This is a genomic window from Mesorhizobium sp. M7A.F.Ca.ET.027.02.1.1 (genome assembly GCF_004022985.1).
In the GTDB taxonomy this organism is placed as follows: Bacteria; Pseudomonadota; Alphaproteobacteria; order Rhizobiales; family Rhizobiaceae; genus Mesorhizobium.
In genome coordinates this window covers 1-9225 of record NZ_RZOL01000245.1, presented here as the reverse complement: position 1 = coordinate 9225, position 9225 = coordinate 1, and the positions used below count along the sequence as shown (strand labels likewise).

General features: G+C 62.1%; 13 protein-coding genes. 4 read left to right on the top strand and 9 right to left on the bottom strand.

Going from position 1 to position 9225, the window contains the following annotated elements; genetic code table 11:
- A partial coding sequence (locus EN749_RS37790; RefSeq protein WP_189367678.1) for a hypothetical protein occupies positions 1–279 on the top strand: 279 nt, incomplete at its 5' end.
- Positions 280–343: 64 nt separating this feature from the next.
- Here the strand turns inward: EN749_RS37790 and EN749_RS23485 are convergent.
- The 7 genes from EN749_RS23485 to EN749_RS23455 all read right to left on the bottom strand — a co-directional run bounded on the left by EN749_RS23485 (position 344) and on the right by EN749_RS23455 (position 5090).
- Positions 344–646 carry a hypothetical protein gene (locus EN749_RS23485; protein WP_127270978.1) on the bottom strand — a complete coding sequence of 101 codons (303 nt, stop codon included), beginning with the start codon at positions 644–646 and terminating at the stop codon, positions 344–346.
- A 93-nt stretch (positions 647–739) separates the two neighbouring features.
- Complete coding sequence (locus EN749_RS23480) at positions 740–1279, bottom strand: MerR family transcriptional regulator (protein ID WP_027038390.1); 540 nt, start codon at positions 1277–1279, stop codon at positions 740–742.
- 125 nt (positions 1280–1404) lie between these two features.
- Entirely contained in the window at positions 1405–1728 is a 324-nt protein-coding gene (locus EN749_RS23475; protein WP_013532231.1) for an integration host factor subunit alpha, read from the bottom strand.
- 103 nt (positions 1729–1831) lie between these two features.
- Positions 1832–2803 (bottom strand): beta-ketoacyl-ACP synthase III, encoded by a 972-nt coding sequence (locus EN749_RS23470; RefSeq protein ID WP_127320649.1) that lies wholly within the window; start codon positions 2801–2803, stop codon positions 1832–1834.
- A gap of 9 nt (positions 2804–2812) precedes the next feature.
- A complete protein-coding gene (gene plsX / locus EN749_RS23465) occupies positions 2813–3883 on the bottom strand; it encodes a phosphate acyltransferase PlsX (protein WP_127396161.1) in 1071 nt (356 codons plus the stop codon).
- Between the two features lie 113 nt (positions 3884–3996).
- Positions 3997–4545, bottom strand: coding sequence for a DUF177 domain-containing protein (locus tag EN749_RS23460; protein WP_027162417.1), 549 nt, complete (start codon positions 4543–4545; stop codon positions 3997–3999).
- Positions 4542–5090, bottom strand: a complete 549-nt coding sequence (locus EN749_RS23455) for a ubiquinol-cytochrome C chaperone family protein (protein ID WP_128288395.1) — start codon at positions 5088–5090, stop codon at positions 4542–4544. Before EN749_RS23455 ends, EN749_RS23460 begins: the two co-directional genes overlap by 4 nt.
- Positions 5091–5204: 114 nt before the next feature.
- Between EN749_RS23455 and EN749_RS23450 the strand changes: the two genes are divergently transcribed.
- Complete coding sequence (locus EN749_RS23450; RefSeq protein ID WP_127267855.1) at positions 5205–5717, top strand: outer membrane protein assembly factor BamE; 513 nt, start codon at positions 5205–5207, stop codon at positions 5715–5717.
- A gap of 279 nt (positions 5718–5996) precedes the next feature.
- On the opposite strand, the gene EN749_RS23445 is transcribed toward EN749_RS23450, so the two are convergent.
- A complete protein-coding gene (locus tag EN749_RS23445; RefSeq protein WP_127381998.1) occupies positions 5997–8138 on the bottom strand; it encodes a sodium-translocating pyrophosphatase in 2142 nt (713 codons plus the stop codon).
- Positions 8139–8495: 357 nt separating this feature from the next.
- Between EN749_RS23445 and EN749_RS23440 the strand changes: the two genes are divergently transcribed.
- Together EN749_RS23440 and EN749_RS23435 are read left to right on the top strand one after the other, a co-directional pair.
- Positions 8496–8696 (top strand): type II toxin-antitoxin system HicB family antitoxin, encoded by a 201-nt coding sequence (locus EN749_RS23440; RefSeq protein ID WP_127329711.1) that lies wholly within the window; start codon positions 8496–8498, stop codon positions 8694–8696.
- Entirely contained in the window at positions 8693–8899 is a 207-nt protein-coding gene (locus tag EN749_RS23435) for a type II toxin-antitoxin system HicA family toxin (protein WP_127396164.1), read from the top strand. The genes EN749_RS23440 and EN749_RS23435 overlap by 4 nt, the downstream gene beginning before the upstream one ends.
- 11 nt (positions 8900–8910) lie before the next feature.
- Here the strand turns inward: EN749_RS23435 and EN749_RS23430 are convergent.
- Positions 8911–9225, bottom strand: a 315-nt coding sequence (locus EN749_RS23430) for an ABC transporter permease subunit (RefSeq protein ID WP_128364064.1), incomplete at its 5' end; no start/stop codon positions are given.

Here is a 9225-nt window from a genome sequence, read left to right as displayed (position 1 = left end):
GCACCGCAGACTGCCACCGAGAAGACCGGCCTTGGCTTCCTGTCCAAGGCCGGCTACTCCGCCCCGCGAGGCTCGATCTCGGACTGGATCAACAATTCACGCAAATCCACGCCGCGACGTCGTCGTCTATCCCGGCGCTGGTATGGCACCACGACCAATCCGGCATTCGCCAGCGAAATCGAGCGGCTCTGGCGGCTCGACCAATCGCATTGCGCCGGCGGCACAGAGGTGCGAGGCGCCTCCAGCGACAACAGACATAGCCGACCGCAAGGAAAATGACGGATCACCTTGAGGCGAGCCGTCACTTCTCCTGCTCGTATCCCCGGGATTTGGGTTCTAGAATTCAGCGCCGGCTGAACAGCAGACTGGCGACAAGACCGAGCACCACAAGGCCCACCGCCGCGGCAGCCGCCGGATGGTCGCGGGCCGACCTCTCGATCACCCTGCCCTGTTTACGGATTGCCGGCATGGCGTCGCGCAGGCGCCCGGCGAGATCGGAATAGGTGTCCAGCGCGGCATCGCGACCGTCCTCGTAATACGCGCCGCCTCGCCTTGCCACGGCCCTCTTCAAGCTGGCCAGTTCCTTGGTAAGAGCCGCGACCTGCCTGTCGAGATCGATGTCGGAGAGGGTCGAAAATGATGCCATTGGTATGTTTCCTTCACTTGCAGAAGGAAGCGTAACGCCTCACCAGAAGACGGGTTCCGGCTTTCGAACTATCGATGTCGCGTCGGGCCGCGGTCAGCGCACCTGGTCAAGCAGGCGCTTGCATTCCAGGAGGTCGAACAGCGCCTCCTGCAGCAAGGCCCTGTTGTCGCGCGAGAGTTTCGATGCATCCGGCTGCACCGGACCGTCCTCGTCGCTCTTGCCCAGGCCGAAAAAGCGGCGGCTGGGCTTCACCCGCGGCTGGCCAACCAGTTCGTCGTCCATGCCGCGCGGCTGAGCCGCCGGCGTCAGCGGCACTTGGTCAGCCTGCTTTCGCTGCGAGATCGCCTCTACGGCGGCCATGTCGCCATTGCCGATGGCAACCAGGAAATGGTTGCCGTTCTCGCGCAACAGCTTCTGCACGCCCTTGATTGTGTAGCCCTGGTCGTAGAGCATGTGGCGGATGCCCTTGATCAGCTCGACATCCTGCGGCCGGTAGTAACGACGGCCGCCGCCGCGCTTCATCGGCTTGATCTGGTTGAAACGCGTTTCCCAGAAGCGCAGCACATGCTGCGGCAGATCGAGATCTTCGGCGACCTCGCTGATGGTACGAAAGGCGTCGGGGCTCTTGTCCATGGGCGAATCCTCACGCTGGACGATGATCCGGCCTACCTGCCGAATCGGGGCTTATTTCAGCGGTTTATGAAGCAATATTCAAGCCCGGCGTCATGGCGGCGACGGTTTTCAACCGCGCAGTAGGACTACTTGCCGCTTTTGGCCTTGCCGCTCTGATGGGAGCGCAAGATACGGCTCTTCAGCACATTCGACGACTTGAAGGTCATCACCCGACGCGGCAGGATCGGCACTTCCTCGCCGGTCTTGGGATTGCGGCCGATGCGTTCGTTCTTGGAGCGGACGTGGAATGTCGCGAAGGACGACAGCTTCACCGTTTCGCCGCGCACGATGGCTTCGCAGATTTCATCCAGCACCGCTTCGACGAGTTCGGCCGATTCAGTGCGCGACAGGCCGACCTTCCGGTAAACTGCCTCGGCAAGGTCGGCGCGCGTAAGTGTCTTTCCCCCCATGCGACCGTCCCATCAGCTCAAAACATAAAATTCGGCACAACAACGGCAGAGCCTAAGTAATTGATCCGTCAAGGTCAAGGACCGAAACTGGACCGTTCAGCACTTACCAGCGAACCAGGACAGCGCCCCAGGTGAAGCCGCCACCCATCGCTTCCAGGAGGACGAGATCGCCCTTCTTGATGCGGCCGTCGGCGACGGCCACCGACAGCGCCAACGGCACGGAAGCAGCCGAGGTGTTACCGTGCAAATCGACCGTAACCACCACCTTTTGCTCAGCTATCCCGAGCTTCTTGGCGGAAGCGTCAATAATTCGTTTATTGGCCTGGTGGGGCACGAACCAGTCGAGATCATCGGCCGAGATACCGGCTTGCGCGAACGTCGCCTCGATGACATCGGTGATCATGCCGACCGCGTGCTTGAAGACTTCGCGGCCCTCCATCCGGAGGTGGCCGACCGTACCCGTGGTCGACGGCCCGCCGTCGACGAAAAGCTTGTCCTTGTGCGTGCCGTCGGAGCGCAGGCTGGCCGCCAGAACGCCATGGTCGGCGATCGCGCCCGTCCCCTCGCCTGCTTCCAGGATCATGGCACCGGCGCCGTCGCCGAACAGCACACAGGTCGAGCGGTCGCTCCAGTCGAGGATGCGCGAGAATGTTTCCGAACCGATCACCAGGACACGCTTGGCCAGGCCGCCGCGGATGTAGAGATCGGCGGTGGTCACGGCATAGACGAAGCCCGAACAGACCGCCTGCAGGTCGAAGGCAAAGCCGTGATGCATGCCGAGCCGGTTCTGGATCTCGACGGCAGTGGCCGGGAACGTGTTGTTGGGCGTCGAGGTCGCCAGCACGATCAGATCGATGTCGGCGGGCGTGAGGCCCGCATTGGCAAGTGCGGCACGTGCCGCTGCTTCCCCCAGCGAAGCCGTGGTCTCGTCGTCACCAGCGATATGGCGCTGGCGAATACCGGTACGCTGGGCGATCCACTCGTCGGAGGTCTCGACCATGCCTTCGAAATCGGCATTCTTCATGATTCGGCGGGGCAGCGCGGCGCCCGTGCCGCGCACGACTGATCTGATCAAAGTTCTTTCCTATTCCTTTGCGTCGGTGACGACGTCGGATTTCCTAGATGACAGGGCACGCGGGTTGCGCGCATGAAACAGGTCCAGATCGGCCTCGATGCGGTCGAGGAGGTTGTTGCGGACCATGTCATAGCCGAGTTCGATCGCGGCGGCGAACCCGTCAGAATCAGCACCGCCATGGCTTTTGACGACTATGCCGCTCAACCCCAGGAAAACGCCGCCGTTGGAGCGGCCGACATCCATCTTTTCGCGCAGGCGATCGAAGGCGCCCTTGGCGAAGATGTAGCCGATCCTGGCCATCAGAGTCCGGCTCATCGCCGCGCGCAGATAGCCACCGATCTGGCGCACCGTGCCTTCCGCCGTCTTCAGCGCGATGTTGCCGGCAAAGCCTTCGGTGACGACGACGTCGACCACGCCCTTGCCGATATCGTCACCCTCGACGAAACCGTGATAGTTCATCGAGGCCATGTTGGCTTCGCGCAGCATGCGCCCGGCCTCCTTGACCTCTTCCTGGCCCTTGATCTCCTCGACGCCGACATTGAGCAGGCCGACGCTGGGCCGGGCTATGCCGAAGACCGAGCGCGCCATGCCGGTGCCGAGAATGGCAAAATCAATGAGCTGTTGCGCATCGGCCCCAATGGTCGCGCCGACGTCCAGCACCACGCTTTCGCCGCGCAATGTCGGCCAAAGGGCTGCAATCGCCGGGCGATCGATGGTGGCCATGGTGCGCAGGCAAAATTTCGACATCGCCATCAGCGCGCCGGTGTTGCCGGCGGAAATGCAGGCGTCGGCCGTGCCGGCCTTGACCGCTTCGACGGCCTTCCACATCGATGACTTCCAGCGGCCGTGGCGCAGCGCCTGGCTCGGCTTGTCGTCCATCCTGACCGCAACTTCGCAATGGAAGAATTCGCTGATCTCGGCGAGCTTGGGAAATTTGGCAAGTTCGGGGCGCACGACTTCCTCACGCCCGAAGATGACGAAGCGGACGTCGGGACGACGGGTCGCGACCGTCATGAGCGCTGGTATGACCACGGCTGGTCCGTGATCGCCGCCCATGGCATCGATGGAAATCCTGATCACGCGGTATTTATCTCACGGTTAGGCGGCAGGTCGCTTGAGCGACCGCGAAGGTTCGGCGAAAATAACGGTTTTGGGCTGCCGCACAACCGACTTTTCCGTCGCGGGCGAGCTTTTCAGGATTTTCCCAGCAAGGATCGCAGTTTTTGCTGAAATTCATTCTCCGCCGGTTCGGTCTCGCTGCCGGCATTGAGCGATGCGCCCTGCTTACGCGGATAGGGGTCGATGGCGAGCCCGAAATACTGTTCGGCGAGTGCCCCGACATCGATCGTGTCACCGGAAAATGTCTCTGGACTGTCAGGGCCTTCCGCATCGAGCAGGATCTCGCCGCCACCATCGAAGCCCTGCCGTCCGAGCTTGGAATCCTCGGGCAGCAGCAGCGCTTCGACCGGTTCGTCGATATGCGCTTCGACAGGCTCGAGCGTGACGATGCAGGCCTGAGTGATGTCGGCCTCGACGCGGCCGCTGATCTTCACGCCATTGCGCTTCCACGACGCCACCAGAAGCTCGGCGCGATAGGATTCGACCGAAATCAGCCCGTGCTCCTCGGCCAGTGCCGCACGCTGTGCGGCATCGGCCTCGATAACCAGCGGCAGGCCCTTCTGCGGCAGGCGCGTAATGTTGGCGCGGAAGGAGACCGGGCTTTGCGGGTCAACATGCTTCATTGTTCAACCTCCTTGGCGGCGGGAAAGGTCAGCGTGCCGGAGACAATCGATTCGGATGGCTGCGCGGCCAGATGACTGCGCGCGTCGGTAACATAGTTGGCCAGCAGCGATGCTTCCGCCCAGGCGCCCGCGTCGGGCCGGACATTGCGGGCAAGAGCCGCGGTCAGCCCTTCATGGTCGTTTCTTTCCAGGGCATCGTCATAGGCAGCGGTTCGGCCATAAAACATCTTTGCCAGCTTTTTCATGCGTTTGGGCACGCCAACGTCGCCAATGCCCAATTCCCGCAACGAATGGTCGACGTCAAGGAAGAACTCGTCGATCAGCACCTGGGCGACCTCCTGCGCCGCACCGCTCTCCCCGCGCAACCTGTGCTGGAACAGGAACATGTGCAGCGACAGCATCTCGAAACGGCCAAGCGGCGTATCTGGCACATTCCAGTGGGAATAAAACACAGTCTGCCGCGCCGCCGCCACGATTTGTGCGTAAAGCGCCTCGGTGATAGCGCGGTTGGCGTAGCGTTCGCGGCCAAAAAAGCGCTGGAACATTGGGGATGGTCTCCTGGGGACCGTTTGTTGAAGTGGGCTTGTTGCATCGGCAAGCAAGCTGGTTTACCGGTTTCGCGGCCCAGCGCAAGTTGCGGCCAGCTAATGGAGTTGTTGTTGCGCGCGCTGAATTTCAAGTCGACCTTCTCGTCCAGGCCCGCCGGCGCGATCTCGCTGCTGATGATCGTTTCGGCACTGTCCGCCTGCCACACCTCCAAGATGATGGGCGATCTCAGCCCGAGCGAGACGCTGACGCAAGGTTACGTCATAGACCAGCAGGCAATCGACCTGGTGCCGGTCGGTTCGAGCCGCGAGCAGGTGCTTCTGGCGCTCGGCACGCCGTCGACGACCGCGACCTTCGACAACGAGGCATTCTATTACATTTCGCAGACGCGCAAGCGCTACGTCGCCTTCGACAAGCCACGGCTCATTGACCAGCATGTGCTGGCTGTCTATTTCGGCGCCGATGGCCGTGTCACCCAGATCGCCAATTACGGGAAGAAGGATGGCAAGATGTTCGACTTCATCTCGCGCACCACACCGACCGGCGGCAAGGACCAGAACTTCCTCAGCCAGGTCATCAACGGTGCCAGCAAGCTGGCGCCCGGCATTCCCGGCGGCGGCGTCTAATTCCCTTCGGCTTCCATTCCCGGAAGCCTCGTCATCTCAGGCGACCAAAAACCCGCGGGAGCGATCCTGCGGGTTTTTGTTATGGGTCACCAGTCGGGCACGGCCACTGGCATGCTGCAGTGGCCACCACTGATAACACGACGCTGGGTCCGGCATAAGGTGCCAGCGCACGCATTGCGAAGACCGGGCGAAAGCGAGCGCTGAAGGATAGTTTGGCTTTGCCTCAACAAAAAACCCGCGGGATCGCTCCCGCGGGTTTTTTTCGGGCTGAAGCCTTGATCAGCCGTGCGCGAGCACCGCCAGCAGCAAGAGCGCGACGATGTTGGTGATCTTGATCGCCGGGTTGACGGCCGGGCCAGCGGTGTCCTTGTAGGGATCGCCGACCGTGTCGCCGGTCACCGAAGCCTTGTGCGCCTCGGAACCCTTGAGATGCTTGACGCCGTCCTTGTCGACAAAGCCGTCTTCGAAGGACTTCTTGGCGTTGTCCCAGGCACCGCCACCAGAGGTCATCGAGATGGCGACGAACAGGCCGTTGACGATGACGCCGAGCAACGAGGCACCCAGCGCTGCAAAGGCGGACGCCTTCGAGCCCGAGATCAACAGCACGCCGAAATAGACCACGAGCGGTGCCAGCACCGGCAGCAGCGACGGGATGATCATCTCGCGGATCGCCGCCTTGGTCAGCAGATCGACCGCGCGTGCGTAGTTCGGCTTCGAGGTGCCGGCCATGATGCCCGGATCCTCGCGGAACTGCTTGCGCACTTCCTCGACGATGGCGCCCGCCGCGCGGCCGACGGCCGTCATGGCGATGCCGCCGAACAGATATGGGATCAAGCCGCCGAAGATCAGGCCGGCGACGACGTAGGGGTTGGAGAGATCGAAGGAGATCTCGCCCATGCCCTGGAAGTAGGGATATTTGTCGCCATTGGCGGCAAAGAACTTCAGGTCGTTCGAGTAGGCGGCAAACAGCACCAGTGCGCCGAGACCGGCCGAGCCGATGGCGTAGCCCTTGGTCACCGCCTTGGTGGTGTTGCCGACCGCGTCGAGCGCGTCGGTGGAGTGGCGCACTTCCTTGGGCAGGCCGGCCATTTCGGCAATGCCGCCGGCATTGTCGGTGACCGGGCCGAAGGCGTCGAGCGCAACGATCATGCCGGCAAGACCGAGCATCGTCGTGACCGCGATCGCCGTACCGAAGAGGCCGGCAAGCTGATAGGTCGAGATGATGCCGCCGACGATGACGATCGCCGGCAGCGCCGTCGATTCCAGCGAGACCGCAAGGCCCTGGATGACGTTGGTGCCGTGACCGGTGACCGACGCCTGAGCGATGGAGTTGACCGGGCGCTTGTTGGTGCCGGTGTAGTACTCGGTGATGACGACGATGAGACCGGTCACCACGAGGCCGATCAGGCCGCATATGAACAGGTTCTTGCCGGTGATGACCATGCCGGCGACTGTGCCGATCTCGCCCCAGCCGAGCGTCACCTGTGTGGCGACGCCGAGGCCGACGATGGACAGCAGGCCGGTGACGATCAGGCCCTTGTAGAGCGCGCCCATGATCGAGCCGTTGGAACCGAGCTTGACGAAGAAGGTGCCGACGATCGAGGTCAGGATGCAGGCGCCGCAGATGGCGAGCGGATAAAGCATGGCCGCACCCAGCACGGCGGTGCCGCCAAAGAAGATGGCAGCCAGAACCATGGTGGCGACGACGGTCACCGCATAGGTTTCGAACAGGTCAGCGGCCATGCCGGCGCAGTCGCCGACATTGTCGCCGACATTGTCGGCGATGGTGGCCGGGTTGCGCGGATCATCTTCGGGAATGCCGGCTTCGACCTTGCCGACGAGATCGCCGCCGACGTCGGCGCCCTTAGTGAAGATGCCGCCACCGAGACGAGCGAAGATCGAGATCAGCGATGCGCCGAAACCGAGCGAGACCAGCGAGTCGATGACGATGCGGTCATTGGGCTGGAGGCCCATGAAGTGGGTCAGGATGAGGTAGTAGATCGACACGCCGAGCAGGGCCAGGCCAGCAACCAGCATGCCGGTGATGGCGCCCGATTTGAACGCGATGTCGAGGCCGGCAGCGAGGCTGTTCGATGCGGCCTGCGCCGTACGAACGTTGGCGCGAACGGAGACATGCATGCCGATGAAGCCGGCGGCGCCCGAAAGCACCGCACCGATCAGGAAGCCGATCGCGGCGGTGATGGACAGCAGCCACCAGGCGAGCACGAGGACGACGACGCCAACGATGGCGATGGTGGTGTATTGACGCGCCAGATAGGCTTGTGCGCCCTCGCGGATAGCCGCGGAGATTTCCTGCATGCGTGCATTGCCTTGATCGGCCGCAAGGACCGAACGTGTCGCCCAGATGGCGTAAAGGATTGAAAGCAGGCCGCAGGCGATGACGGCGGAAATAATTGTCATTGCCGGATTTTCCTCGATTGATGGCCCAAAAGAACCCCTCCCTGGGCCGTTGAGACAAAGACCGGATTCCGCGCACGGAATCCGCCTCTTCGCATCGGTGTATGCGAAACAGGGCTGCGAACGTCAAGATATTGTTCGGTTTTTGCCCGGCTTTCGCCTAAATGGTTTAGACGGCGGCGTGCTTGGCAATGATGTCGCCTGATTAGATCGATTGAAATGACGCTGCGGCACTGAGCTGTCAGCTCCTCCCACCCGATCCGCTAGCGACGTGGAGCGTGAACGCGTCCGCCGGCGCCTATGCTTCTTTGCAAAGACCTGTAGGGTAGCCTATCTTCAGGATGGAACCGGAGCTAGCCTATGAATTTCAAAGCTATTATCCACGAAGCCGACGAAGGCGGGTTCTGGGCAGAGGTGCCGGCAATTCCGGGCTGCGCGACCCAGGGCGAAACCATGGAAGAACTTGTCCAGAATTTGCGTGAAGCGATCGAAGGCTGCCTCTCAGTAGAGCCGCTGTCATTCACGTCGGAGCCTGGGCGGATCGTGGAAATCGCTGTTTGAAGTCCATTTCCGGCAAGGAATTTGCGCGTGCCGTCGAACGGCAAGGCTGGAAGCTTTTGCGCATCGCCGGAAGCCACCACATCTATGGCAAGCAGGGAAGCATTGTTCGGCTTTCAATCCCTATTCATGCCAATAAACCGCTCAAAACCGGACTTCTACGACATCTCCTAGCGCTCGCTGAAATGAACGAGCGCGATATCTGAGATACTGTCGACTATTCGGCCTCTCTGCCCATGCGGCGCGCCGTGTAGCGCTCGATCGCCGACAGACCGTCATAGATCAGCACGGCAAGCGCTGCCACGATCAGGCCGCCTTGCAGGATGAAGGCGAGATTGTTGGACAACAGCCCGGCGATGATCACTTCGCCCAGCGTTTTGGCTGCCACGGTCGAACCGATGGTCGCGGTGGCAAGACTGATCACCACCGACAGCCTGATGCCGCCGAGAATGATCGGGGCGCTGAGCGGCAGCTCGACCTTGGTGAGCCTTTGCCAACCGGTCATGCCGGCGCCGCGCGCCGCCTCGACGAC

Bases quoted from the DNA above. Each gene is read 5' to 3' on its own strand.
- EN749_RS23475 (WP_013532231.1), bottom strand. From the start codon at position 1,728: ATGGGGGGAAAGACACTTACGCGCGCCGACCTTGCCGAGGCAGTTTAC.
- EN749_RS23480 (WP_027038390.1), bottom strand. From the start codon at position 1,279: ATGGACAAGAGCCCCGACGCCTTTCGTACCATCAGCGAGGTCGCCGAA.
- EN749_RS23445 (WP_127381998.1), bottom strand. From the start codon at position 8,138: ATGACAATTATTTCCGCCGTCATCGCCTGCGGCCTGCTTTCAATCCTT.
- EN749_RS23485 (WP_127270978.1), bottom strand. From the start codon at position 646: ATGGCATCATTTTCGACCCTCTCCGACATCGATCTCGACAGGCAGGTC.
- EN749_RS23455 (WP_128288395.1), bottom strand. From the start codon at position 5,090: ATGTTCCAGCGCTTTTTTGGCCGCGAACGCTACGCCAACCGCGCTATC.
- EN749_RS23440 (WP_127329711.1), top strand. From the start codon at position 8,496: ATGAATTTCAAAGCTATTATCCACGAAGCCGACGAAGGCGGGTTCTGG.
- EN749_RS23460 (WP_027162417.1), bottom strand. From the start codon at position 4,545: ATGAAGCATGTTGACCCGCAAAGCCCGGTCTCCTTCCGCGCCAACATT.